The sequence below is a fragment of the Pseudomonas sp. UC 17F4 genome, assembly GCF_900101695.1.
In the GTDB taxonomy this organism is placed as follows: Bacteria; Pseudomonadota; Gammaproteobacteria; order Pseudomonadales; family Pseudomonadaceae; genus Aquipseudomonas.
The window spans coordinates 3,835,330-3,859,511 of the sequence record NZ_FNKV01000001.1 but is presented as its reverse complement, the minus strand read 5'-3'; the positions used below and the strand labels follow the sequence as shown (position 1 = coordinate 3,859,511).

At 63.6% G+C, this 24,182-nt stretch carries 21 protein-coding genes; 13 read left to right on the top strand and 8 right to left on the bottom strand.

From position 1 onward, the window contains the following. Window positions 1-11 precede the first annotated feature (11 nt). The gene (locus BLR26_RS17660) at window positions 12-971 is read right to left on the bottom strand and encodes a LysR substrate-binding domain-containing protein (protein WP_093383275.1); all 960 of its coding nucleotides are present in this window, start codon (window positions 969-971) and stop codon (window positions 12-14) included. A gap of 146 nt (window positions 972-1,117) precedes the next feature. Here BLR26_RS17660 and BLR26_RS17655 point away from each other — a divergent pair, with 146 nt between their 5' ends. Both BLR26_RS17655 and BLR26_RS17650 read left to right on the top strand, forming a co-directional pair. Further along, window positions 1,118-2,494, top strand: coding sequence for an L-serine ammonia-lyase (locus tag BLR26_RS17655; RefSeq protein ID WP_093383272.1), 1,377 nt, complete (start codon window positions 1,118-1,120; stop codon window positions 2,492-2,494). Window positions 2,495-2,608: 114 nt separating this feature from the next. Then, window positions 2,609-3,907 carry a serine/threonine transporter gene (locus tag BLR26_RS17650; RefSeq protein WP_176794261.1) on the top strand — a complete coding sequence of 433 codons (1,299 nt, stop codon included), beginning with the start codon at window positions 2,609-2,611 and terminating at the stop codon, window positions 3,905-3,907. On the opposite strand, the gene BLR26_RS17645 is transcribed toward BLR26_RS17650, so the two are convergent. The 4 genes from BLR26_RS17645 to BLR26_RS17630 all read right to left on the bottom strand — a co-directional run bounded on the left by BLR26_RS17645 (window position 3,904) and on the right by BLR26_RS17630 (window position 8,305). After that, a complete protein-coding gene (locus BLR26_RS17645) occupies window positions 3,904-4,668 on the bottom strand; it encodes a hypothetical protein (protein ID WP_143013288.1) in 765 nt (254 codons plus the stop codon). The genes BLR26_RS17650 and BLR26_RS17645 overlap by 4 nt on opposite strands. Window positions 4,669-4,744: 76 nt before the next feature. Then, the gene (locus BLR26_RS17640) at window positions 4,745-5,833 is read right to left on the bottom strand and encodes an HNH endonuclease (protein WP_093383266.1); all 1,089 of its coding nucleotides are present in this window, start codon (window positions 5,831-5,833) and stop codon (window positions 4,745-4,747) included. Between the two features lie 44 nt (window positions 5,834-5,877). Next, window positions 5,878-7,536 carry an alkaline phosphatase D family protein gene (locus tag BLR26_RS17635; protein ID WP_093383263.1) on the bottom strand — a complete coding sequence of 553 codons (1,659 nt, stop codon included), beginning with the start codon at window positions 7,534-7,536 and terminating at the stop codon, window positions 5,878-5,880. A gap of 91 nt (window positions 7,537-7,627) precedes the next feature. Then, on the bottom strand, window positions 7,628-8,305 hold the full coding sequence (locus tag BLR26_RS17630; protein ID WP_093383260.1) for a DUF3313 domain-containing protein: 678 nt from the start codon (window positions 8,303-8,305) through the stop codon (window positions 7,628-7,630). A gap of 165 nt (window positions 8,306-8,470) precedes the next feature. Here BLR26_RS17630 and BLR26_RS17625 point away from each other — a divergent pair, with 165 nt between their 5' ends. Together BLR26_RS17625 and BLR26_RS17620 are read left to right on the top strand one after the other, a co-directional pair. Beyond that, window positions 8,471-9,544, top strand: coding sequence for an NAD(P)-dependent alcohol dehydrogenase (locus BLR26_RS17625; protein ID WP_093383257.1), 1,074 nt, complete (start codon window positions 8,471-8,473; stop codon window positions 9,542-9,544). A 78-nt stretch (window positions 9,545-9,622) separates the two neighbouring features. Next, window positions 9,623-10,123: a GNAT family N-acetyltransferase gene (locus BLR26_RS17620; protein WP_093383254.1), complete on the top strand. Its 501-nt coding sequence runs from the start codon at window positions 9,623-9,625 to the stop codon at window positions 10,121-10,123. Window positions 10,124-10,234: 111 nt separating this feature from the next. On the opposite strand, the gene BLR26_RS17615 is transcribed toward BLR26_RS17620, so the two are convergent. Genes BLR26_RS17615 through BLR26_RS17605 form a run of 3 tightly spaced genes read right to left on the bottom strand, consistent with a single transcriptional unit; the run spans window position 10,235 to window position 13,607 of the window. After that, on the bottom strand, window positions 10,235-10,981 hold the full coding sequence (locus BLR26_RS17615; protein WP_093383250.1) for an enoyl-CoA hydratase-related protein: 747 nt from the start codon (window positions 10,979-10,981) through the stop codon (window positions 10,235-10,237). Between the two features lie 24 nt (window positions 10,982-11,005). Beyond that, the gene (locus tag BLR26_RS17610; RefSeq protein WP_045198793.1) at window positions 11,006-11,611 is read right to left on the bottom strand and encodes a helix-turn-helix domain-containing protein; all 606 of its coding nucleotides are present in this window, start codon (window positions 11,609-11,611) and stop codon (window positions 11,006-11,008) included. 46 nt (window positions 11,612-11,657) lie between these two features. Beyond that, window positions 11,658-13,607, bottom strand: a complete 1,950-nt coding sequence (locus BLR26_RS17605) for an oxidoreductase (protein WP_093383245.1) — start codon at window positions 13,605-13,607, stop codon at window positions 11,658-11,660. A 184-nt stretch (window positions 13,608-13,791) separates the two neighbouring features. On the opposite strand from BLR26_RS17605, the gene BLR26_RS17600 reads away from it, so the two are divergent. The 9 genes from BLR26_RS17600 to BLR26_RS17560 all read left to right on the top strand — a co-directional run bounded on the left by BLR26_RS17600 (window position 13,792) and on the right by BLR26_RS17560 (window position 24,168). Continuing rightward, window positions 13,792-14,829 (top strand): ABC transporter substrate-binding protein, encoded by a 1,038-nt coding sequence (locus tag BLR26_RS17600; protein WP_045198796.1) that lies wholly within the window; start codon window positions 13,792-13,794, stop codon window positions 14,827-14,829. A gap of 71 nt (window positions 14,830-14,900) precedes the next feature. Beyond that, window positions 14,901-15,656, top strand: a complete 756-nt coding sequence (locus BLR26_RS17595; RefSeq protein WP_045198799.1) for a class II aldolase/adducin family protein — start codon at window positions 14,901-14,903, stop codon at window positions 15,654-15,656. A gap of 206 nt (window positions 15,657-15,862) precedes the next feature. Further along, window positions 15,863-16,507 carry a TetR family transcriptional regulator C-terminal domain-containing protein gene (locus tag BLR26_RS17590; RefSeq protein WP_093383240.1) on the top strand — a complete coding sequence of 215 codons (645 nt, stop codon included), beginning with the start codon at window positions 15,863-15,865 and terminating at the stop codon, window positions 16,505-16,507. A gap of 69 nt (window positions 16,508-16,576) precedes the next feature. Continuing rightward, window positions 16,577-17,293 carry a response regulator gene (locus BLR26_RS17585; RefSeq protein WP_045198803.1) on the top strand — a complete coding sequence of 239 codons (717 nt, stop codon included), beginning with the start codon at window positions 16,577-16,579 and terminating at the stop codon, window positions 17,291-17,293. Between the two features lie 4 nt (window positions 17,294-17,297). After that, window positions 17,298-18,071, top strand: a complete 774-nt coding sequence (locus tag BLR26_RS17580; RefSeq protein WP_093383237.1) for a substrate-binding periplasmic protein — start codon at window positions 17,298-17,300, stop codon at window positions 18,069-18,071. Further along, entirely contained in the window at window positions 18,068-20,323 is a 2,256-nt protein-coding gene (locus BLR26_RS17575; protein ID WP_093383234.1) for an ATP-binding protein, read from the top strand. Before BLR26_RS17580 ends, BLR26_RS17575 begins: the two co-directional genes overlap by 4 nt. A 202-nt stretch (window positions 20,324-20,525) precedes the next feature. Continuing rightward, window positions 20,526-21,929 (top strand): amino acid permease, encoded by a 1,404-nt coding sequence (locus BLR26_RS17570; RefSeq protein WP_045198808.1) that lies wholly within the window; start codon window positions 20,526-20,528, stop codon window positions 21,927-21,929. 255 nt (window positions 21,930-22,184) lie between these two features. After that, a complete protein-coding gene (locus BLR26_RS17565) occupies window positions 22,185-22,976 on the top strand; it encodes an enoyl-CoA hydratase/isomerase family protein (RefSeq protein WP_093383231.1) in 792 nt (263 codons plus the stop codon). A gap of 31 nt (window positions 22,977-23,007) precedes the next feature. After that, window positions 23,008-24,168 (top strand): acyl-CoA dehydrogenase family protein, encoded by a 1,161-nt coding sequence (locus BLR26_RS17560; RefSeq protein WP_093383228.1) that lies wholly within the window; start codon window positions 23,008-23,010, stop codon window positions 24,166-24,168. Window positions 24,169-24,182 lie beyond the last annotated feature (14 nt).

The window sequence follows — 24,182 nt, the reverse complement described above, 5'->3', positions numbered from 1 at the left end:
GCGTCGCTGCACTAACGGCGCAAGGCAAGCGCACTGGCGTCCTGGGCATGCAACACGCGAAAGCCTTCGGCTTCTTCCACCAGCCAGTCATGCACCGCCCGCGCCCCCGGATGCGCCAGGCCACCGGGCGGGTATAGCAACACATAACGCTTGTGGTTGGCGATCGGCAGGCCGAACGGCACGATCAGCGCGCCGCGTTCCAGCTCGTCATTGAGCAGGGTACGCCGGGCAATGGCCACGCCGATGCCGGCAATCGCCGCCTCGATGGTCAGGTGGTTGCGGTTGAAGGTGTGCCCACGGCGCACGTCCAGGCCACTGGCGCCAATCCCCTCGAGGTAAAACTCCCATTCGGCGTATTCCGAACTGCCGCGCCAGGCGGTGATGTCGTGCAGCAGCGGGTAATGCGCCAGGTCCGCCGGGCCATGCAGCGGCGGGCGGCCGCGCAGCAGTGAAGGGGCGCAGACCGGGAAGATCTGTTCGTCGAGCAGCGGTGTGGAATGCATGCCCGGGTAGCTGCCGTCGTTGAGGTCGATGGCCAGGTCGAAGTCGCCTTCGTGCAAGGCCTGGCTGCTGTCTTCGGCCACCAGGCGCAGCTGGATGTCCGGGTAGCGTTGCTGCAGGCGCGGCAGGCGCGGGGTCAGCCACTTGGCCAGAAACGACGGGATCGAGCGCAGGCGCAGGGTGCCGCGGATTTCGCCAGCGTCCAGGCGGCGCAACTCGGCATCGATGCTGCCATAGGCTTCGCCGACGGTCTGCGCCAGGCGCTGGCCTTCGGCGGTCAGCTCGACGCCGCGGGCGCGGCGCAGGAACAGGCGAAAGCCCAGGCGCTCTTCCAGTTGGCGGATCTGCTGGCTGACTGCGCCGGGGGTGATGTGCAGTTCTTCGGCGCAGCGGGTGAACGACAGGTGCCGCGCCGCACAGGCAAACACATGCAGCCAGACGTACATCTGGCCATTCATTTGTCGCTTCATCGTTTAGCTCTGCTAAAGGCTTGCTTAGAAAGTTTCGTTGGTCAACACGCAAGTGACCGGGCAGTATCGCGCAACTTCGCGACACCCATCAATTTTTTAACAGTGCCGTTGCGTGACATGGATTGTTGCCTCGGTCAGGCATTAGCATGGCTATCAGTGTTTTCGACCTTTTCAAGATTGGCATCGGCCCCTCCAGCTCCCACACCGTAGGCCCCATGCGTGCGGCGGCAACCTTTGCCCAGACCCTGCGTGAGCAAGGCCTGCTGGAGCAGGTCAGCCGGGTCGAAGTGCGCCTGTACGGCTCGTTGTCGGCCACCGGCGTCGGCCACGCCACCGACCGCGCCTGCCTGCTCGGGCTGATGGGCGAATGGCCGGACCAGATCGACCCGCAAAGCATCGAGCCGCTGATCGCGCAACTGCAGCAAAGCCAGGTACTGATGCTCGACGGCACGCAGGCGATTGCATTCGACTGCGCCAGCGACTTGCTGCTGCTCGATGAAAGCCTGCCGTATCACCCCAACGCCATGACCCTGGAAGCCAGCAGCGCATCGGGCTCGTTGCTGCAGCAAACCTACTATTCGGTCGGTGGCGGTTTTATCGTCGAGGCCGCGCAAGTGGGCACGGCCGGCAACAGCGCCGAGCAGGTGCAACTGCCCTATGACTTCGACAGCGCCGCCCAGTTGCTGGCGCTGTGCAAGCAGCACAAGCTGCGGGTCAGCCAGGTGATGATGGCCAACGAGCTGGCCTGGCGCGAGGAAGCCCAGGTGCGCAGCGGCCTGCTGAAACTCTGGGCGGCGATGCGCGAGTGCGTCGACAACGGCCTGCGCAACGAGGGCATCTTGCCGGGCGGGCTCAAGGTCAAGCGCCGCGCCGCCAAGCTGCACCGCAGCCTGCAGGAGCTGGGCAAGCCCAACGTCATCGGTTCGACCCTGAGCGCCATGGAGTGGGTCAACCTGTTCGCCCTGGCGGTCAACGAAGAAAACGCCGCCGGCGGGCGCATGGTCACCGCACCGACAAATGGCGCCGCCGGCATCATCCCGGCGGTGCTGCACTACTACATGAAATTCAACCCCGAGGCCTGCGACAACGACGTCGTCGACTTCCTCCTCAGCGCCGCTGCGGTGGGCATCCTGTGCAAGAAGAACGCCTCGATCTCCGGCGCCGAAGTCGGCTGCCAGGGCGAGGTCGGTTCGGCCTGCGCCATGGCCGCGGCCGGCCTTGCCGACGTGCTGGGGGCAACGCCCATGCAAGTGGAAAACGCCGCCGAAATCGCCCTTGAGCACAACCTCGGGCTGACCTGCGACCCGGTCGGCGGCCTGGTCCAGGTGCCGTGCATCGAGCGCAACGCGATTGCTGCAGTCAAGGCCATCAACGCCGTGCAGATGGCCTTGCGTGGCGATGGCGAGCACTTCATCTCCCTCGACCGGGTGATCCGCACCATGCGCGACACCGGCGCCGACATGCATGCCAACTACAAGGAGACGTCACGCGGCGGCCTGGCGGTCGCCTTCGTCGAGTGTTGATCCCATCGCGGGTCAAGCCCGCTCCTACATGTGGGAGCGGGCTTGACCCGCGATAGCTGCACCGCTGTTCCAAAGTTATTCATACGCAACAAAAACAACTACAAGGCAATATCGATGACTGATGTAAATAGCACCACGACCGTTCGTGTGGATTCGGCCGCGCCTGCGCAAAGCCGTGCCTGGAGCCGTCACGACACCACCTGGGTCCTGGGCCTGTACGGCACCGCCATCGGCGCCGGTACCCTGTTCTTGCCGATCAACGCCGGGGTAGGGGGCTTCTGGCCGCTGCTGGTCCTGGCGGTACTGGCCTTCCCGATGACCTTCTACGCCCACCGCGGCCTGACCCGCTTCGTGCTTTCGGGCAAGCGCGGCGCCAGCGAAGACATCACCGAAGTGGTCGAAGAGCACTTCGGCGTCGGCGCCGGCAAGCTCATCACCTTGCTGTACTTCTTTGCCATCTTCCCGATCCTGCTGGTGTACAGCGTCGCCCTGACCAACACCCTGGGCAATTTCATGGAGCACCAGCTGCACATGACCCCGCCGCCGCGGGCGCTGCTGGCCTTGCTGCTGATTTGCGGGCTGATGATCGTGGTGCGCAGCGGCCAGGGCATTATCGTCAAGGTCATGAGCCTGCTGGTCTACCCGTTCGTGGCCGCGCTGTTGCTGCTGGCGGTGAGCCTGATCCCCAACTGGAACGGCGCCTTCTTCGCCCAGGCCAGCGAGGGCATGCCCCTGGAGCTGTTCTTCAAGACCCTGTGGCTGGCCATCCCGGTAATGGTGTTCTCGTTCAACCACTCGCCGATCATCTCCGCCTTTGCCGTTGACCAGAAGCACCGCTACGGCGAGCAGGCCGACGCCAGGAGCGGCAAGATCCTCGCCAGCGCCCATGTGATGATGGTGCTGACGGTGATGTTCTTCTGCTTCAGTTGCGTGCTGGCCCTGAGCCCGGCGGACCTGGCCGCTGCCAAACAGCAGAACATCTCGATCCTGTCGTACCTGGCCAACCACTTCCAGACCCCGGTGATCGCCTTTGTCGCGCCGCTGATCGCCTTGGTGGCAATCACCAAGTCGTTCCTTGGCCACTACATCGGTGCCAGCGAAGGCTTCCAGGGCATGATCGTGAAAAGCCTGCGCAGCCGCGGCAAACAGGTCTCAAGCAAGCGCCTGGAACAGATGACTGCGCTGTTCATGGTCATCACCTGCTGGGCCGTGGCGACCCTCAACCCGAGCATCCTCGGCATGATCGAGAACCTCGGCGGGCCGATCATCGCCTGCCTGCTGTTCCTGATGCCGATGTACGCCATCCACAAGGTGCCGGCGCTGCGCAAATACTCGGGCAAGGCCTCGAACGTGTTTGTGGTGCTGATTGGCCTGATTACCCTGTCGGCGATTCTGTTTTCGTTTTTTGCCTAGATCCGAGCTGTACCAGGGAAGGGCTGGTGCGGGCCGTTGCCGAGAAAGCCTGCGTGGTGTTCCAGGGGCTGGACGGTAATGGCCAGCTGGCCCAAGGGGATCGGATCAAACACCTGTTGCAACTGTTCATAGGGCAGGATGGTTCCTGCGGCTGTCCGGCAGGTGGACCAGAAGCCCACTGTGCCGACAAGCAGCCGCAACTGCTGAAGCCCAGCTTCTCTGACCGCTTGCGTCTGGCTTTCATTGATCCTCATGGCTGCTTCCTGGGTAAAATTCCAGGCATCGGTACGTTGATCCAGGCGCCGGTCAAGCAACGACAGATAGTCCAGGCCAGGGATCCTCAACTCGTTGGCATCTGCATTGATGTATGACGTATTGAGCGCGAAGTAACGCACGGTGGCTTGGGCCCGGTAGTGGGTTGTAGAGATCAGCACAGCGCCGATTGGCTCGCGTTCATACTCGCTGTTGTCTTCGTCAAGCAAAACCCTCTGAATCGACTGGAATGAGTAGCTCAACGGATAGTTGGCGCCATGAGGGTAAGACACGAGCGATTCGGTCGGCAGCATCAGCAACGGCAGCTCCTGTTGATCGGCCTGTTGTTGCGCTTGGTGGCAATCATGATCAAGCAGATAGAGGTGCTCCCAGTCCTGGGCACTGCAGTTGTCCCCTTCAACGCATGCGCCTGTCCGGGCATTCCACACCCAAACGTCATCGAGCAGCGGGCGCTCGCAGAATGAACAGAAGTTGCCGAAAGCGCTCAACAACAGTCGTGCTGCGGGAGCCTGGCGTAGCCGATTCGGCAGCAATGGGCGTACTAAGGGTCTCATGGCGCCTCACTCAGCAGGGGAGCTGGCTGATGTTGGTGCTGGGGTAATACAACTTGCTGGCGGAGTCATTGACGAAAGCTTTTGCATAGTGGGTGCCGTGCGAGTTGTCGAACGCCTGCATGACCGTCAGCCAGACTGAATAGAATCCGGAACTTGCTGCGCGTCGCAGAGTGATCGGCCACAGCCAGTTGTGTTTGGGGTCGGGGTCGACGCGGCTGAGCAATCGGCACTCCTCCAAGGCATCGAACCAGGCCCTGGTGCGATTCATCAGCCGTCGATCGAAGACGCTGGAAGAGTCGGCATTCAAGCCCAGCAAGTCGATCATCTCTGTCGCCCGGCCGTTGGCGTCACTGACAACCACGGCAACCTCCACGTCGCCGAAGGGGCCGCCGCCGATACTGGCATCGAGGTTGGCCAGGACCTTGTGCTGTATCACGTCATAAGCAGTGAGCCTGATTCCCGCACTGACCGATTCTGCTGCATTCAACACAGTCCATGTCTGCACTTTAGGGTCCAGGTACTGCAGTTGGTTGGGCAATGCCTGCCAGCAGCCAGCGTTCAGGTCCGGCCAGATGTAGTGTTGCTGACGGATACTGTTATGCAATTGTTGTTCGGTCGGGGAAAAAGCCTGTGCCCAGCTTGTTGCGGTTTTTCGATCCGGGTCATCTGCTTTGCACGTGTTGCATGGGCTGCAGGCCAGAAGGAAATTCTTCCACTCCACGGCGTAGTAAGGGAAATGGCTCTTGGGTAGGGCGTGTTCGACTTCGATCAGACCAGGCAAGGCAGTACCGCAATAAGAGCAGAAGGCGCCCAGTTCGTCAGTCAGAGGCAATGCAGCCGTTTTGTAGATTTTACTGATCCGTTGCATCAGCCCACTTGCCAGCACGGTTTGCTCGGCAGGCGTAATGCGCCGGATACGCAGGCCTGTAACGTGGTCCAACAGTACTTGCAAGGCCAGAGTCAGGGGTATCTGGTAGGTTGGCGTCGCAGACGTGACACCGGCGATTTTCTGAAAAAGGGCCGCCACGGTGCCGCCTAGCAAGAGCTTCTGCGGCGGCGAGTATTTCGCATGGCGTGGCTGCTTGGTGACCGGACGCATGACTCAGCCCTCATGGGCAACGGTGACACCCAATCAGTGTAGCGCTACTTGAGCAACACCCGGCGCTTGGTCAGTTCGCCGTCCTCGCCACTGGGCCAATGCAGTTCCACCAGCACTTCAGTCTGCTGGCCGTCCAGCGACGGGCGCACGCTGAGCATGGCGAAGTTCTTCGAACCGGCCATGGCGTACCAGCGCTCGCAGACCATGTTGGCAATGCCCGGCATCTCGCCGCCGCCGCTGATGGCCAGCTTGAGCATGCCTGGCGCTGGTACGCGCGAGATGGCACTGGAGGTGACCTGGAACACCTTGGCCGCCGGGTATTGCTTGTGCAACAGGCGAAACACCGCCGCGCAGTGCACGTCGCCACTGAGAAACACCACCGGCCTGGCACTCTTGCCCAACGCCGCGTAGACCTGATCGAGCAGCACCTTGCGTTCGGCCTGGTTGCTCTTGTGGTCCCACTCATCCATGCAGTCATCCTTCAGCGAGCCGAAATCGGCGCCGTTGGTGACCACGTTCTTCCAGTGCATGACCGGCACCGGCGAGACGATGAACACCGCCTTGGCGCTTTGCACCACGGCACTGTTCAACCAGTCCTTGAAGCGCTTCATCTGTGCGCTGCCAAGAATCTTGTGCGGGTCCTTGGCCTCGACATCGTGGTGGCCACGCATGTCCAGCACGTAAAAGGCCGAGCCGCCTTGCTCGAAGGCGTAGTCCCAATGACAGTCGTCGGGCTTGTCGAGGTTGATCGAGGTAACCGGGTTGTGGCTGTGCTCATACTCGTAGTAGGCACGGCAGGCGGCACGCCACATCAGGTCGACGAGCATTTGATTGGTGGCGCCGTTGCTTGAGCTTTCGAACAACAGCGAGATACGCTTTTGCCGCTCCTTGTTGGTCAGCGAGCCCCAGCCGTCCATGATTTCGTGATCGTCCCAGATCATGTACTGGGGGAACTGCTCGTACACCTCGCGCAGGGTCGGGATGTTCCAGTACACCCGGTAGTACCAGCGGTAGATGTTCAGCAGGTACTTCTCGATGCCGGCCTTGTCGTAGCTGCTGCCTTGCTTGAACTGGGCCAGCAGCGCCTGCTTGTTGTCCTTGAGCCATTCCCAGATATCCAGGAAGCCGTTTTTCTTGTTGGTGTCGACATACATCTGGTCACCACCGCCGATGACGAATTGCGCGCGCTGGTCGACCAGTTGCTGGTGCAGCAGCGGCCAGGCGCCGGCACTGCCGTCGGCGCTGATCGGGTCGTGGCAGCTGTAGAAGCCGAAGGTCAGGGTCTGCGGGTTGGCCGCCGGGGTAATCAGGCTTTTCGGTCTGTCGCCACCGATTTCGGTACGCCGGCGAATGATGTCGCGGTCGCTGATGTTGCTGATCAGGGCGTAGTAGTAGGTGCTTTGCGCCTTCAGGCCAGTCACCGCAAAGACACCGGTGAGGTCGCTGTCGAAGCTGAAGGTTTGCGCCTGGGTGAACACCGGCTTGATCTTGTACTTTTTCAGGAAATCGGCCACCGGCAGCTCATCGAGTCGCTGCAGGTCGCCGCTCAGCGGCGCCGTAGTGACCACCAGCACCCAATCGCCGGGCAGGTACACGCGAAACCACAGGCGCACGCTGGTGGGGGTGATCGCGCCGATGATCGCGGTGCTGGCGAGCTTGGCGTACTTGCTTTCGTTGGAGGTGGGGTCCAGGAGCTGGGACATGGTCGATTTCCCTATCAGTTCGCACGCCGAAAAGCCCTGCAGCGCACACCGGGATCAACGCAGTGAACCCGGTGCGCTCCAGTGTCAGTAGCTAGCGCGACTCGCTCTTGAGCTTGGCGAAGCTTTTGCGCAGGTCACTGGCCCAACCGTCCAGCACCGGCTTGACGTTCTCCAGGGCCAGCTTGGAGGTGTCGTTTTCCAGCGCTTCGCCGGTGCCTTTGCGCACCACCTGAGCAATCACCTTGTTATTGCCGCCGTCGAGGAAGGCCGCCTCGGTGGCGATGTCGACTTCCTGGTCGCGGCCGCCGGCGGCGGTATTGACCGCAGCGGCCACCAGGGCGATGGGGATCACTTCGTAGGGTTTCAGGCCTTCGGTCTTGGTCGATACCGCGGTGATCGCCGGGCGCACCACCAGCACGCCGGGGCCCGGGCCCTGAGCCAAGGGCAATTCGGCGCCCAGTTCACGCTTGAGCGCGGTGTTGTAGTACTGGGTGATCTGGCTGAGGATTTGCGGCGAAATCGCCGCGGTAGGCTGGGGCTTGGGGTAGAACTGGCTGGGCTCGATAAACACCTGGGTAAAGCGCGCGGCCTTCACTTGTGGGTCGATCCAGCGCATCACCGGCTTGCCGGAGCTGCTTTCGGCGGGCTTGAGGCGGCTATAGTCCTTGAGAAACCCGGAGTACTGGCTGGGGTCGACCTGGCTGCTGGAGCAACCGGCAAGGACGATAAGGGCAGAGCAGAGCAGGGTGGAGCGCAAGGTGGGTTTCATCGACGTTCGTATCCTTGGCAATGACCGCACGGGACGGGGAATTGATCGCCTGAACAACGCTAGCAGCTCTTGGCCTGGCCGCCAGTTCATTGACCCCGGTCAAGCGCACCCGGGCCTGTCGGGCGCAGGGTGGACAATCACTACCGCCCCGTCGAGGACACCGCCATGGCCAAGATGAAAGCTGCGATTTTCGTTGAAAAGAACCGCATCGTGCTGGACGAAAAGCCGATCCCCGAAGTGGGCCCGCTGGATGCGCTGATCCGCATCACCACCACAACCTTGTGCGGCACCGACGTGCACATCCTGCGCGGTGAGTACCCGGTGGCCAAGGGCTTGACCATCGGCCACGAGCCGGTGGGGGTGATCGAAAAGCTCGGCTCCCAGGTGCAGGGTTTTGTCGAAGGCCAGCGGGTGATCGCCGGCGCCATCACCCCAAGCGGCCATAGCTTTGCCTGCCTGTGCGGCTGCGGCGCCCAGGACGGCCCGGATACCCGCCACGGCTTTCGTGCGGCGGGCGGCTGGAAATTCGGCAACAGCATCGACGGCAGCCAGGCCGAGTACCTGCTGGTGCCCGATGCCACCGCCAACCTCTGCGCCATTCCCGATCACCTGAGCGACGAGCAGGTGCTGATGTGCCCGGACATCATGTCTACCGGGTTTTCTGGCGCCGAGCGTGGCGAGGTGCAGATAGGCGACACGGTCGTGGTCTTTGCCCTCGGCCCGATTGGCCTGTGTGCCGTCGCCGGCGCGCGGCTCAAGGGCGCGACCACGATCATTGGCGTCGATACCGTCGCGGCGCGGATTGCAGTGGCGCACAAGCTCGGTGCAACCCATGTAGTGGATTTCAACCAGGGCGATGTGGTCCAGCAGATCATGCAGCTCACCGATGGCCGTGGGGTTGACGTCGCCATCGAGGCGCTGGGCACGCAATCGACCTTCGAATCAGCGTTGCGGGTGCTGCGCCCCGGCGGCACCTTGTCGAGCCTGGGCGTGTACTCAAGCGACTTGCGCTTGCCGCTGGACGCCTTTGCCGCAGGGCTTGGCGACTACCGCATCGTCAGCACCCTGTGCCCCGGCGGCAAGGAGCGCATGCGCCGGCTGATGGAAGTGGTAGGCAGCGGCCAGGTGGACCTCAAGCCGTTGGTGACCCATCACTTCAAGCTCGATGACATTGAGGCGGCGTATGAGTTGTTTGCCCATCAGCGGGATGGGGTGATGAAGGTGGCGATTACCCCTTGAGTGTGTCGAGCGCAAAGCGCTCGCAATGATTTTGACTATGCAATACTGGTCAATCCTTACCCACCCCTGGACCCCGCAATGGACCTGCCCCGCCGCTTGCGCAGCAAACAGCTGAAACTCCACGCCCCGGAACTGACCTTCGCTGCGCAACAGCAGGCGGCGCTCAACGCCAACTACGACTTTCACCGTGAGTTTCTGCCCTGGGCCCGTGACGACTGGACCCTGGAGCAGGCGCGTCAAAGCCTGCTCCAGGCCCGGCAGAACTGGGCGGCGCCCCAGGGTGAAAAACGCTACTACCTGTTCCTCGCCAGTGGTGAGCTGATCGGTTGCCTCGGTGTGCGCCCGGATGCCCAGGGCAAGGTCGGCCTGGGTTACTGGATCGCCGAGGCCCATGCCCGGCAGGGCTTGATGACCGAGGCGCTGGAAACCCTGCTACCACTGCTCGAAGGTTCGCTGTTGTGGCTGACCACGTCGCCGGCCAATGTTGCGTGCCAGCGCCTGGTGGAGGGATTGGGGTTCAAGCGGGTGGCGTCGGCGGCTGGGGCGAATGCGCGGTTGCGCTATGAGTTGAGGCGTTGATTCAAACTCGGTGCTCAATCGCGGGTCAAGCCCGCTCCCACAGGATCGATGGTGCCTCTGTGGGAGCGGCGGTGCGACGCCTCGACTTGACCCGCGATGAGGCCGCCAGCGTCAATCCTTGACCAACGCCCGCAACGCCGCCTTCGCCTGTGGTGTTTGCAACCGTTCGATAAACAGCAAGCCTTCACGCTGAACGGTGTCGGCCAATTCCTGGCGGTGGGCATCCTTGAGCAGGCGCTTGCTGATGCGCAGCGCATCCTGGGGCAGGGCCTGTAGCCGTGCCGCCAGCTTGCGCGCCGCCGCCAGGCACTGTTCGCCATCTTCATGCAGCTCATTGGCCAGGCCCCATTCGACGGCCTGTTCGCCTGTGAGCAGTTCATTGCACAGCAACAATCGCGCGGCCCGGGCATGACCGAGCAGGCGTGGCAATAGCAGGCTGGAGCCAAACTCCGGGCACACCCCCAGCGGCACGAACGGCATGCGCAGTTTAGTGCACCGGCTGACCAGTATCTGGTCGCAGTGCAGCAGCAAGGTGGCGCCGATGCCGATGGCGGCGCCGGCAACCGCTGCGATCAGCGGCTTGTCCAGCGCCAGCACTACGCGCATCAGGCGAAACACCGGGCTGTCCATGTCGCCGGGCGGGTTGTCGAGGAAGTCCTTGAGGTCGTTGCCGGCGCTGAAGCACTGCGCGCCGCCGGTCAGGAGGATGACCTCGACCTGGGCGTCCTCCTGGGCCGCCAGCAATAGCTCGCCCAGCTGGCTGTACATGGCGTTGTTCAGCGCATTGAGCTTGTCCGGGCGGTTGAAGGACAGGGTCAGCAGGCCCTGGTGCAGTTCGCGGGTGATCAGTTCGTTCATGGCGTGCCTGTGTTGTTGTAGGTATCAGAACGTCGGCGGGGTGATCACCCAGATCACCACCGCATCCACTTCGCCGGGGTTGCCGTAACGGTGCGGCTCCTGGCTGGAAAAACTGAAGCTGTCGCCTTCGCCGAGCTGAAAATAGCGCTCGCCAACCCACAGCTCGAAACTGCCGGACAGCAGGTAGCCGGCTTCTTCGCCGTCATGGCTGTAGCTTTGCTGGCTGTAGGTGCCCGGCGGGAAGCGCGAGTGGAGGATTTCCAGCTGGCGGTTGGGTTGCGGGGTCAGCAACTGGTCGACGATGCCGTCTTCGTAGTGCACGCTCAGGCGGCTGTGCTTGCGCACCACGTAGCCGTTGTCTTCCGGGGCAGTACTGGCTTCGCTGGCGAAAAACCACTGGATGGTCACGCCCAGGCTGCGGGCGATGTTGAACAGCGCCGGGATCGACGGGTAGGAGAGGTTGCGCTCCAGCTGGCTGATGTAGCCGGCGGTCAGCTCGCTCTGCTCGGCAAGCTCGGCCAGGGTCATGCCGCGGCGCTTGCGCAGGCCGCGGATGCGTGTGCCGAGAAAATGCGCGGTGCTGGTGCCTTCCTGGCTGGCGGCGGGCGGCGTCTTGCTGCTGTTGCTCATGGCGTGCTCCGAACCGCACTGTCAAAGCCCCGGAGTATAAACAGGCTTACAGGCTCCAGGCGACCTTCAAACCGTCGTAGACGGCTTCTTCCACCGTGCGCGGGGCCAGGCAGTCGCCGATGCGTTTTACCTCGACCAGGCCGTGCAGTTCAGCGGCCAGGGTATCGACCGGCTGATGGCCCTGGCACAGCACCAGGGTGTCGATGTCTTCGAAGATCATCGGCTCGCCGCTGGCGGTGTGTTGCAGGTACACGGTGGTGTCGTCGCAGCCGTACAGGCGCGCATAGGGGGTGATCGGGATACCCAGCTTGTGCAGTTCGCCGGCCATCTGGTCGCGCACGTACAGCGGCAGGCTTTCGCCGCAGTGGGTGCCATTGACCGCCAGTTGCACCTGGTGGCCTTCACGCACCAGGCGCTCGGCGATGCCCGGGCCGATCCAGTCGCAGCGCCAGTCGACCACCAGCACCGAGCGCCCGGGCCGGGCCTCGCCACGCAGGACCTGCCAGGCATCGAGCACCTGCAGTTCGCCACCGCGCTCGAAGGCCGGCCAGTAGGGTTCGGCGCCGGTGGCGACGATCACCAGGTCTGGCTGTTCGCGCTCGACCAGGGCGCGATCCACCCGGGTATTACGCACCACCTTGACCCCGGCCAACTGCATCTCCCGTTGCAGGTTGGTGCTGGCGCCGCCGAATTCGGCCCGGCGCGGCAGCAATTGCGCGAGCAGCACCTGGCCGCCCAGCTGTGTGCTGGCTTCGTACAAAGTCACGTCGTGGCCGCGCGCTGCCGCCACTGCCGCCGCCTTCATGCCGGCCGGGCCGCCACCGGCGATCATGATGCGCTTGCGCACAACTGCCGGCTGCAGGCTGCCGAACTGCTGCTCGCGCCCGGTTTCCGGATGCTGGATGCACGAGATCGGCAGGCCCTTGTGAAAGTGGCCGATGCAGGCCTGGTTGCAGGCGATGCAGGCGCGTACATCTTCAACGCGCTCAGTGCGGGTCTTGTTGGGCATTTGCGGGTCGCAGATCAGCGCGCGGGTCATGCCGCAGACATCGGCCTGGCCACGGGCGAGGATCAGTTCGGCTTCCTGGGGCTGGTTGATGCGCCCGGTGACGAACAGCGGAATGCTCAGTTGCGCCTTGAAGGTCCCGGCCTCGCGCGCCAGGTACGCCGCCTCGATAGCCATGGGCGGGACGATGTGCACGGCGCCGCCGAGCGAGGCCGAGGTGCCGGCGACGATATGCACGTAGTCCAGCTCTGCTTGAAGCAGCTTCACCGCCGCCAGCGACTCATCCTCGGTCAGGCCCTCGGCGTCGCGCTCATCGGCGCTGATGCGCAGGCCGATGATGAAGTCGTCTGCCGTCGCCGCCCGCACTGCGGCGATTACTTCACGGACAAAGCGCAGGCGTTGCTGCAGCTCACCGTTGTAGCCATCGCTGCGGCGGTTGACCCGTGGGTTGATGAACTGCGCCGGCAGGTAGCCGTGGCTGGCCACCACCTCGACGCCATCGATGCCGGCCTGCTGCAGGCGCCGGGCAGCAGCGGCATAGCCAGCAATGATCTCGTCGATCATGGCCTGGTCCAGCGCCCGTGGCATCACCCGAAAACGCTCGTTGGGCACCGCCGAGGCCGAGTAGGCCACGGCCAGCAAGCCGTCGCTGGACTCCATGATTTCCCGCCCGGGGTGGAAGATCTGCGACAGCACCACGGTGCCGTGGGCATGGCAGGTCTCGGCCAGTTGGCGGTAGCCGTCGATGCAGGCATCGTCGGTGGCCATCAACACGTGCGAGGTGTAGCGCGCACTGTCGTGCACCCCGGCCACCTGCAGCACGATCAGGCCGACGCCGCCGGCGGCACGGGCCTGGTGGTAGGCAATCAGGCGCTCGTTGACCAGGTTGTCGGTGGGCATCGAGGTGTCGTGGCCGCTGGACATGATGCGGTTCTTCAGGCGTTTGCCACGGATGTGCAGCGGTTCGAACAGGTGCGCGAAGGTCGACATGAGGGTCAGGCTCCAGCGGGGTGTTGTTATTATTTTTCTATAGAAGTGTACCGCCAGTAAAAAATCAACTTGTTTTTTTACTGGCCTTTGACTAGTTTGCAAATCACCCCGGGTCCTGGGGCACACCTCACAACAACAAGAAAACGGGCCACGCATCACGTGGTACCGGCAAGAGGAAGCATTGATGAAATCGAACCTGCTCAAGCTCTCTCCCTGGTTGCTTGCCCTTGCGGTCGGCGGCGCCCAGGCAGCACCGGACATGGTCGTGGTCGCCTATGGCGGCGCCGGCCAGAAAGCCCAGGATGCGGCGATCTTCAAGCCTTTCAGTGCCCAGGACGGCAGCACGTTGATCCAGAGTGAATACAACGGCGAAATGGCCCGGATCAAGGTCATGGTCGATACCGGCAACGTCGATTGGGACCTGGTGCAGATCGAAGGCCCGGACCTGATGCGCGGCTGCGACGAGGGCATGTACGAGCGCCTCGACTGGACCCAGCTCGGGCGTGCCGAGCAACTGATACCCGACGCCGCCCAGGAGTGCGGCTCGGCGGTGCTGGTGTGGAGCGTGGCGATTGCCTACGACCGCAACAAGCTGGCCCAGGCACCGGCCTCGTGGGCGGATTTCTGGGACGTCAAGAAAATCCCCGGCAAGCGCGGCCTGCGCAAGCGTGCGGTGTACAACCTGGAGTTCGCGCTGATGGCCGACGGGGTCAAGGTCGAGGACGTCTACAAGGTCCTGGCCACCCCCGAGGGTGTCGACCGCGCCTTCAACAAGCTCAGCGAGCTCAAGCCCTATATCCAGTGGTGGGAAGCCGGCGCGCAACCGGCGCAGTGGCTGAGCGCCGGCGACGTGGTCATGACCTCGACCTACAGCGGCCGGGTCGCCGTCGCCGCCCAGGAGGGCAGCCCGCTGGCCCTGGTGTGGCCGGGCAGCCTGTACGGCATGGACTACTGGGCAATCATCAAGGGCTCCAGGCATGTCGACCAGGCCAAGCGCCTGATCGCCTTCGCCAACCAGCCCGACACCCAGGTGCGCTACGTCAAGCAAATCCCCTACGGGCCGACCAACACCCAGGCTGCCGCCGAGCTTGATCCGAAGCTGGCGAGCTGGGTGCCGACGTCCAGGCAGAACCTTGAGGGCGCACTGTCGATGAACGTCGAGTTCTGGGTCGATCACGGCGATGAGCTGGAAGAGCGCTTCAACGCTTGGGCCAGTCGCTAACCCCTGTGGCTGGACATCGTACGGTGTCCAGCCCTATTGTCTGGCCAGTTTTTCGCCTGAGGACAACAATAATGACCGAGACCGAAATCCGCCTGCGCCAGGAACTGGCCGCCTGCTATCGATTGATCGCGCACTTTCGCATGACCGATCTGATCTTCACCCATATCTCGGTGCGCATTCCCGGCCCCGAGCATCATTTTCTGATCAACCCCTATGGTTTGATGTTCGATGAAATCAGCGCCTCTAACCTGGTCAAGATCGACCTGGCGGGCAGGGCGGTGGAGGCTTCGCCGTACCCGGTGAACCCGGCCGGTTTTGTCATTCACAGTGCCATCCACGGTGCCCGCGAAGACGCCCAGTGCGTGCTGCACACGCACACCAAGGCCGGCTGCGCGCTGGCGGCGCTCAAGTGCGGGTTGCTGGCGGTCAACCAGATTTCCATGGAATTCCACGGCAAGGTCGCCTACCACGACTACGAAGGCATCGCCCTGGACATGGCCGAACAAGCGCGCCTGGTCGATGACCTGGGTGACAAGGCGGTGCTGATTTTGCGCAACCATGGCTTGCTCAGTGTCGGGCGCAGTGTCAGCGAGGCGTTCCTGCGCATGTACTACCTGGAAAAAGCCTGCGAGATCCAGCTCACGGCGATGGCGGCCGGCGAGCTGGTGCTGCCATCGGAAGAAGTCTGTGCCCACACCGAACGCCAGTTCAACGAACCGGCGCGGCCGCTGAAGGAAGGTGAGCTGAGCGATCCGGACGGCATGCAACTGGCCTGGTCGGCGTTGCTGCGTCTGCTCGATCGGGTGGCGCCGGGCTATCGCGACTGATCAGCAGTTGTTGTACAGTCGTTCAATACGCAATCCTGTGGGAGCGGGCCTTGCCCCGCGATCTGCTGCGAAGCAGCAGTAAAACCTGTCGACACGGTGCAAGCAGACACACCGCATTGGCCGCTTTTACGACCGCTTCGCGCTCGATCGCGGGGCAAGGCCCGCTCCCACCGGGTTCCTGCAACTCACTCTGTTCGAGAAACCCTATGTCTCAGGAAGCCCGTTACAGCCGTATGGTCCCGGAGTTGCGCAAGGCCAACCTGGTCGAAGCGACCCTGGTGTGCCTGAAACGCCACGGCTTCCAGGGCGCCTCGATCCGCAAGATCTCCGCCGAGGCCGGCGTCTCGGTGGGGTTGATCAGCCATCACTATTCGGGCAAGGACGAACTGGTCGCCGAGGCCTACATGGCGGTCACCGGCCGGGTCATGGGGCTGATCCGCGAAGCCATGGCCCAGGCCGCACCCAATGCCCGCGAACGGCTGTCGGCGTTCTTTCGCGCCTCGTTCTGCGCCGAATTGCTCGACCCGCAACTGCTCGATGCCTGGCTGGCGTTCTGGGGCGCGGTGAAAACCGCCGAGGCGATCAACCAGGTGCACGATCATTCCTACGGCGAGTACCGCAACGAACTGGGCCGGCTGCTGGCGGACCTGGCCACAGAGGAGGGCTGGCAGGCATTCAACGCCGACCTTGCGGCCATCAGCCTGAGTGCCTTGCTTGACGGCCTGTGGCTGGAATCGGGGCTCAACCCCGGGACCTTCACCCCCGAGCAGGGCGTGCAGATCTGCGAGGCCTGGGTCGATGGTTTGCAAGCCGGTGGGCGCCGGCGCTTCACCCTGATCGAGGGCTGTTGATCGGTCGTTCAGTAATGGGTACGCTGCTGTCGTGAGTCATACAACAATTTTTATAAGAGACAACACGCAATGACGCCTCGGGTACTGGTCGTCGATGACGATCCGCTGATTCGCGACTTGCTGCACGCCTACCTGTCCCAGGAAGGCTACGACGTGCACTGCGCCGCCACGGCGGAGCAGGCCGAGCATTTTCTTGGCGAGCAGGCCGTCGACCTGGTCATGCTCGACATCCGTCTGCCGGGCAAGGATGGCCTGACCCTGACCCGCGAACTGCGGGTGCGCTCGGAAGTCGGCATCATCCTCATCACTGGCCGCAACGACGACATCGACCGCATCGTTGGCCTGGAATGCGGCGCCGACGACTACGTGATCAAACCGCTGAACCCGCGCGAGCTGGTGTCGCGGGCCAAGAACCTGGTGCGCCGGGTGCGCCATGCCCAGGCCGGCAAGCCGCCCAGTGGCGCCAATCATCCGCTCAAGCAGTTTGCCGACTGGGCCCTGGACACCGACCGCCGGCGCCTGATCGACCCCCAGGGCGGCGAAACCCTGCTGACCCATGGCGAGTTCCAGCTGCTCAGCGTGTTCCTGCGCAACAGCGGCCATACCCTCAGCCGCGACCAGTTGATGGACCAGATCCGCAACCGCGAATGGGTGCCCAACGACCGCTCCATCGATGTGCTGGTCGGCCGCTTGCGGCGCAAGCTGCACGATGACCCGGCCGAACCGCAGTTGATCATCACCATTCACGGCGCCGGTTACCTGTTTACCGCCAGCGTGGCGGCCTGAGCGCATGTGGCGGTGGTTATGGCTGGCCCTGCTGGTGCTCGGCGCCCAGGCCCAGGGCGGCGAGCGCATCCGCTATTGCGACTACCCGGTGTACCCGCCGGTCTCCTGGAGTGACGGCAAGCAGGTGCGCGGCCTGGCGCCGACCGTGGTACGCCAGTTGTTCGCGCGCCTGGGCTATGAGGTGGAGATCGTCGTGCTCGGCAACTGGAAGCGCTGCCTGCTCGATGCCGCCGAAGGCCGGGTCGACGTGGTGTTGGCCTACAACAGCGACCAGCGCGACCAGGGCATGCGTTTTTCCACGGTGCCAGTGCTGCGCGAAGAGGTGGCGGTGTTTTTCAACCGCCAGCGGCCGGTGAAATTCGAGCGCCTTGAAGACCTTGCCAGCTACCGCGGCGGGCTGTTGTTCGGCGAAAGCTACGGCCCTGACTTCGACCGCTTCGTCGCCCGCCACCAGAACATCGAGTGGGTCTCCGACAGCCAGCAGAATTTCGGCAAGCTGATTCGCGGGCGCATCGATTTCGTCATCCAGGAGCGGCGCACCGGCCAATTGTTTGTCGAACACCTGCCTGGCGCCCAGGACATCCAGGCCTTGCCCACCGCGCTGAGCGTCGACTACCTGCGGGTGGCGGTGTCGCGTCATTCACCCTTGAGCCAGCACATGGCGCAAATCGACGAGCAGTTGCAGCGCATGACCGACAACGGTGAGATCCAGCGCTGGCTGGAACAAAGCGAAGTCACCTACCGCGACATGGTCAACCTGCCGGCGGACGCCCGTTGATGCGCCTGCAACCCGGTGGCCTGCTGCAGCGCCTGCTGCTGTTCATCCTGTTGTTCAGCCTGTGCTTTACCGTGCTGGCCAGCACCGTGCAGTTGTATTTCGAGTACCGCCGCGAGATGCGCGACATCGATTCGCGCATGGCGCTGATTCGCGCCGGCTACCTGGCAAGCCTTGAGCGCAGCCTCTGGGACCTCAACCAGGAGCAACTGAACGTGCAATTGCGCGGCCTGGTGGACTTCTCCGATGTGGCGCGGGTGCGCCTGAGCAGCGCCGATTTCGACTTGCTGCAGGGCGAGGCCGCGCCGCAAGGGCCGCTGCGCATCGAGCGTTTCGCCCTCGACTACCAGCCGCCGTCAGGGCCGCCACGCCATTTGGGCGAGCTGGAAGTCAGCATCGACCTGGGCGCGGTGCACCGACGCCTGTTCGCCACCGGGCTGACCAGCCTGTTGTGGATGAGCGTGTTCCTCTGCGGCCTGGCCGTGGCCCTGTCGGGGTTGTTCTACCGCCTGGTCACCCGCCACCTGCAGGTGATGGCCGAGTTTGCCCGCCGTATAGGCGCCGGCGATTTGCAGGAGCCGCTGCGCCTGGACAAGCGCCGCTCCAGCCGCGAAGACGAAATCGATACCGTGGCCCACGCCCTGGACGACATGCGGCGCAATATTCTCAGCGATATCGATCGCCGTGAAATCGACCGCCTGGCCCTGCAGGACAAACGCGACGAACTGCAGAAGATGGTCGAGCGCCGCACCGCCAGCCTGATGCATGCCAAGGAGGAGGCCGAGGCGGCGAACCTGGCCAAGTCGCGCTTCCTGGCAACCATGAGCCATGAACTGCGCACCCCGCTCAACGGCATCCTCGGCATGGCCGAACTGCTGCGCGAAGCGCACCTCGACGCCCGTGACCGCAAGCGCCTGGATGCCCTGTACAAAGCCGGCGAAGGTTTGCTGACCATCCTTAACGAAGTGCTGTATTTCGCCCGCCTGGAAGAGGGCGAAAGCCACCCGGAGCCGGTGGACTTCTCCCTGCGCCAATTATGCGACGAGGTCATGACCCTGCTCGAGCCGCGAGCGCTGAACAACGATACGGTGCTGCGCTGTCGCATCGATAGCCAGTTGGCGCCTCGCCAGCACGGCGCCGAGCAGTTTTTGCGTCAGGTGCTTAGCAACTTGCTGGCCAACGCCATCAAGTTCACCGAGGCCGGCGAGGTGAGTGTCGATGTCCAGGTGCTGGACCAGGCGCAAGGCCGCCAACAGTTGCGGGTCAGCGTGCGCGACAACGGCATCGGCATCGCTGCGCCGGTGCAGGGGCGGATTTTCGATCGCTTCGTCCAGGCCAGCGACGCCGTGGCCCGGCGTTACGGCGGCACCGGCCTGGGCCTGGCGATCTGCAAGCACCTGGTCGAGCTGCTCGGTGGGCGCATCGGTCTTGAAAGCGTTGAGGGCCAGGGCAGTTGTTTCTGGTTCGAGCTGCAGCTGCAAGCGGCGGCCGCCGAGGCCCCGGCGCTGCTGCCGGCGGCAGCGGTGCAGGCCCTGGATATTCTTGTGGTCGAAGACGTCGAGCTCAACCGCGAGGTGGTGCGCGGCCTGCTGCAGCGTGACGGCCACCGCCTGTGGATGGCCGAAGACGGTGAACAGGCGCTGGAGCTCTGCGCCCAGCGGCGCTTCGAGCTGATCCTGCTCGATGTGCACCTGCCGGGTATCAGTGGCGTCGAGCTGTGCCGGCAGATCCGCCGCATTCCCGGGCCGAACCGCGCTTGCCGGATCCTGGCGCTGACCGCCAGCGTGCAACCGGCGCTGGTGCGCGGATTTCTTGCGGCGGGCATGCAGGGCATCCTCGCCAAGCCGCTGAAGCTCGACAGCCTGCGCCAGGCGCTGGCGCAACAGGGGGTGGTGGTCGAGGCGGCGACGGCCGGGCAGGGCATGGACTGGGCGCTGCTCGACACCCATCGCAGCCTGCTCGGCGAACAGAAAGTCCAGGGTTTGCTGACGGTGCTGCGCGATGCCCTCGAACAGCACCAAGGCGCGCTGGCCGAGGCGCTCAAGGCCGGTGACTGTACCGAGGTCGCACACCTGGCCCATCGCCTCGCCGGCAGCAGCGACTCTCTGGGTTTTAGCGGCCTGGCGACGGTACTGCGCGGGCTCGAGGCAGCAGCGCTGGGTAAGCACCAGGCGGCCCTGAATGCATTGCAAGCACCCCTGACCGAGCAGTTGCGCCTGGCCGCACAGACCCTCAAACAGTTGATCCAGAGCTGACGTACAAAAACCTTACGACTTTTTACATCTTCGATCTTCAGGTACAACGCCAGCTTACATCGCTTTCCAATAATCGACGGCAACCGCTGCACGCGGTCTTCGAAGCTTATTGGAGATAATAATAATGAACTGCCGTAAAGCTCAGCCGTCCTCGCACCATCGCCTGTCCCTCCCGCGCTTCAACCACTGTTGAGGTGCCGACATGACTGACTCTACTGACCGTAAAGGCATCCACCTGACCCGTGCGCTGAAAAGCCGGCACATCTTCATGCTGTCGCTGGGCGGGGTGATCGGTACCGGGCTGTTCATGGGCTCGGGGGTGACCATCAACCAGGGCGGGCCCATGGGCGCGATCCTCGCCTACCTGGTGGCCGGTTTTCTGATGTACCTGGTGATGGTCTGCCTGGGCGAGCTGTCGGTGCAGATGCCGGTGTCCGGCTCGTTCCAGACCCACGCGACCAAATTCATCGGCCCGGCCACCGGCTTCATGATCGGCTGGGTGTACTGGATGAGCTGGGCCACCACCGTCGGCCTTGAGTTCACCGCCGCCGGCATGCTGATGGTGCGCTGGTTCCCCGAGGTGCCGATCTGGTACTGGTCGGCGCTGTTCGTGGTGGTGCTGTTTGGCCTCAATGCCCTGGCCACCCGCGCCTTTGGCGAAGCCGAGTACTGGTTCTCGGGGATCAAGGTGGCGGCGATCCTCGGGTTTATCATCGTCGGCGTGCTGGTGATCTTCGGCGCGATCCCACTGACCAGTGGCGAGCCGGCGCCGATGATGAACAACCTGATCGGCGACTCGATGTTCCCCAACGGCCTGTCGGCGGTGTTCGCGGTGATGATGACCGTGGTCTATGCCTTCCAGGGCTGCGAGATCATGGGCGTGGCCGCCGGTGAAACCGACCAGCCGGAGAAGAGCATCCCGCGTGCGGTGCGCAACGTGGTGTTCCGCGTGCTGATCTTCTACGTGCTGGCCATCGTTGTGCTTTCGGCCATCGTGCCGTGGCAGCAGGCCGGGCTGATGGAGAGCCCGTTCGTGCAGGTGTTCGACATGGTCGGCATCCCTTACGCCGCCGACCTGATGAACTTCGTCATCCTTACCGCGATCCTGTCGGTGGGCAACTCCGGCCTGTATGCCTCGACGCGCATCCTCTGGGCCATGTCCAAGACCGGCATGGCGCCCAAGAGCCTGTCGCCCTTGAGCAAGCGCGGCGTGCCGCTGCGGGCCCTGAGCATCACCCTGTGCTTTGCCCTGGTGTCGCTGATGACCAGCTTCGTTGCCGCCGACACCTTGTTCATGGTGCTGATGGCGGTGAGCGGCATGTCCGGCACCGTGACCTGGATCGTCATTGCCCTGGCCCAGTACAAATTCCGCCGTGCCTACCTGCGCGATGGCGGCAAGCTGGCCGACCTCAAGTACCGCGCGCCGCTGTTCCCGCTGGTGCCGCTGCTGTGCATCACCCTGTGCAGTTCGCTGTTCGTGTTCCTGGCCCTGGACGAAACCCAGCGGCCGTCGCTGTACTGGGGTTTTGGTTTCATCGCCGTGTGTTACGCGGCGTACTTCATCATCCACCGCAAGCGCCAGGCGGTGTTGGCGCCGTCGGTGTAAACCCATCGCGGGGCAAGCCGCTCCTACCTGTAAATGTAGGAGCGGGCTTGCCCCGCGATAGGTTGTACAAAGTTGTAACAGGCGCGGCCATTACTTCTTCATGTAAATATTTAAATCTTTTAAAAACAAAAAGATAGCTGTGTTACTTCACCTGTTACAGCAAGTAGTGCAACCGATTGTCTCCTTGTTGAACACTCGTTTAGTATGGCCTCACGTCATACCTCTAACGCCAACCACAATAATTCGAGGCCACCCATGACCCCTCCTGCGTCGCTGCTCAGCCAGGTCGAAGCCGGCATTGCCTGGATCACCCTCAACCGTCCGGATCAGCGCAACGCGCTGGACATCCCCAGCCTGAAAAACCTGCATGCCTTGCTCGACGCCCATAACGCCGACCCGGCCGTGCGTGTGGTGGTGCTGACCGGCACGGGCCGCAGCTTCTGCGCCGGCGCCGACCTTGCCGAATGGGCCGAGGCCGAATCCCGCGGCGCGCTGGAAAGCTACGGCTGGACCGAAACCGCCCATGCCCTGATGCAGCGCCTGCACAGCCTCGACAAGCCAACCATTGCCGCCATCAACGGCACCGCCGTCGGCGCCGGCATGGACCTGACCCTGTGCTGCGACCTGCGCGTAGCGGCGGCCTCGGCGCGGTTCAAGGCTGGCTACACCAGCATGGCCTACAGCCCGGATGCCGGCGCGAGCTGGCACCTGCCACGGCTGATCGGCAGCGAACAGGCCAAGCGCCTGCTGTTTCTCGATGAGCTGTGGGGCGCCGAGCGGGCCCTGGCGGCCGGGCTGGTCGGCGAGGTGTGCGCCGATGAGCAGTTGCTGGCGGTGACCGCAGACCTTGCCGGGCGCCTGGCCAAGGGCCCGACCTTCGCCTTCGCCCAGACCAAGCAGCTGATCCGCGACGGCGCCCAGCGCACCCTGGGCGAGCAGCTACAGGCTGAGCTTGCCGCCGGGCTGCTGTGCGGGCGCAGCGCAGACGGCGCCGAAGCGTTGCGCGCCGCCGTCGAGAAGCGCACTGCTAATTTCGTTGGCAAATAAACACTTACAAGCACTTCTTCAGGATCGACTCATGAATTTCCAACTGACCCAAGAACAACAAATGTTGGTGGAAGCGGTACGCAGTTTTGTCGCCAAGGAGTTACTGCCCCATGAAGAGGCCGTCGACCGCGCCGACGAGGTCTCGCCAGAGCTTGCCGCGCAGATTCGCGGCAAGGCCATCGCCGCCGGCTTCTATGCCTTCAACATGCCCGAGGAAGTCGGCGGTGGCGGCCTCGACTACCTGTCCCAGGCGCTGATCGAACGCGAGCTGTCGAAGGTGTCGTGGGCCCTGCACGTGTTTGTCGCGCGGCCGTCGAAGATCCTCATGGCTTGCAAGGACGAACAGATCAACGATTACCTGCTGCCGTGCATCCAGGGCGAGAAGACCGACTGCTTTGCCCTCACCGAGCCTGGCGCCGGCTCCGATGCCAACGCGATCAAGACCCGCGCCGTGCGCGAGGGCGACAACTTTGTGCTCAACGGCAGCAAGCACTTTATCAGCCATGCCGGGCATGCCGATTTCGCCATTGTCTTTGCCGTCACCGACACCTACCAGCACAACGGCAAGACGCGCAATGCGGTGACCGCCTTCCTGGTCGACCGCGGCACCCCGGGCATGACCATCCGCCGCGGGCCTAAATGCGTGAGCAATCGCGGCTATCACACCTTCGAGCTGTTCTTCGATGACTGCAAGGTGCCGGCCAGCAAGGTGCTCGGTGAGGTCGGCAAGGGCTGGGAAGTGGCCAACGCCTGGCTGACCGCCGGGCGGGTGATGGTTGCCGCCAACTGTGTTGGCCAGGCCCAGCGTGCCCTGGATGTGTCGCTGCAATGGGCGGCCGACCGCAAGCAGTTCGGCCAGCCGATCGGCACCTACCAGGGCATTTCGTTCAAGCTCGCCGACATGGCCACGCAAATCCGCGCCGCTGAGCTATTGACCCTGCACACTGCCTGGAAAATGGACCAGGACACGATGACCGACGGCGAGGCGGGCATGGCCAAGCTGTTTGCCAGTGAAGTGCTCGGCAAGGTCGCCGATGAGGCGGTGCAGATCTATGGCGGCATGGGCCTGATGGACGAAGGGCCGGTCGAGCGGATCTGGCGCAATGCGCGCATCGAGCGGGTCTGGGAGGGCACCTCGGAGATCCAGCGGCACATCATTTCCCGTGAACTGCTGCGCCCGCTGCTGCGCTGACCAGGAGCCTGCTC

Excerpts from the sequence above, each read along its gene's own strand:
- BLR26_RS17660 (WP_093383275.1), bottom strand. The coding sequence starts at position 971 with ATGAAGCGACAAATGAATGGCCAGATGTACGTCTGGCTGCATGTGTTT.
- BLR26_RS17655 (WP_093383272.1), top strand. The coding sequence starts at position 1,118 with ATGGCTATCAGTGTTTTCGACCTTTTCAAGATTGGCATCGGCCCCTCC.
- BLR26_RS17650 (WP_176794261.1), top strand. The coding sequence starts at position 2,609 with ATGACTGATGTAAATAGCACCACGACCGTTCGTGTGGATTCGGCCGCG.
- BLR26_RS17640 (WP_093383266.1), bottom strand. The coding sequence starts at position 5,833 with ATGCGTCCGGTCACCAAGCAGCCACGCCATGCGAAATACTCGCCGCCG.
- BLR26_RS17635 (WP_093383263.1), bottom strand. The coding sequence starts at position 7,536 with ATGTCCCAGCTCCTGGACCCCACCTCCAACGAAAGCAAGTACGCCAAG.
- BLR26_RS17630 (WP_093383260.1), bottom strand. The coding sequence starts at position 8,305 with ATGAAACCCACCTTGCGCTCCACCCTGCTCTGCTCTGCCCTTATCGTC.
- BLR26_RS17625 (WP_093383257.1), top strand. The coding sequence starts at position 8,471 with ATGGCCAAGATGAAAGCTGCGATTTTCGTTGAAAAGAACCGCATCGTG.
- BLR26_RS17620 (WP_093383254.1), top strand. The coding sequence starts at position 9,623 with ATGGACCTGCCCCGCCGCTTGCGCAGCAAACAGCTGAAACTCCACGCC.
- BLR26_RS17615 (WP_093383250.1), bottom strand. The coding sequence starts at position 10,981 with ATGAACGAACTGATCACCCGCGAACTGCACCAGGGCCTGCTGACCCTG.
- BLR26_RS17610 (WP_045198793.1), bottom strand. The coding sequence starts at position 11,611 with ATGAGCAACAGCAGCAAGACGCCGCCCGCCGCCAGCCAGGAAGGCACC.
- BLR26_RS17605 (WP_093383245.1), bottom strand. The coding sequence starts at position 13,607 with ATGTCGACCTTCGCGCACCTGTTCGAACCGCTGCACATCCGTGGCAAA.
- BLR26_RS17600 (WP_045198796.1), top strand. The coding sequence starts at position 13,792 with ATGAAATCGAACCTGCTCAAGCTCTCTCCCTGGTTGCTTGCCCTTGCG.
- BLR26_RS17595 (WP_045198799.1), top strand. The coding sequence starts at position 14,901 with ATGACCGAGACCGAAATCCGCCTGCGCCAGGAACTGGCCGCCTGCTAT.
- BLR26_RS17590 (WP_093383240.1), top strand. The coding sequence starts at position 15,863 with ATGTCTCAGGAAGCCCGTTACAGCCGTATGGTCCCGGAGTTGCGCAAG.
- BLR26_RS17585 (WP_045198803.1), top strand. The coding sequence starts at position 16,577 with ATGACGCCTCGGGTACTGGTCGTCGATGACGATCCGCTGATTCGCGAC.
- BLR26_RS17580 (WP_093383237.1), top strand. The coding sequence starts at position 17,298 with ATGTGGCGGTGGTTATGGCTGGCCCTGCTGGTGCTCGGCGCCCAGGCC.
- BLR26_RS17570 (WP_045198808.1), top strand. The coding sequence starts at position 20,526 with ATGACTGACTCTACTGACCGTAAAGGCATCCACCTGACCCGTGCGCTG.
- BLR26_RS17565 (WP_093383231.1), top strand. The coding sequence starts at position 22,185 with ATGACCCCTCCTGCGTCGCTGCTCAGCCAGGTCGAAGCCGGCATTGCC.
- BLR26_RS17560 (WP_093383228.1), top strand. The coding sequence starts at position 23,008 with ATGAATTTCCAACTGACCCAAGAACAACAAATGTTGGTGGAAGCGGTA.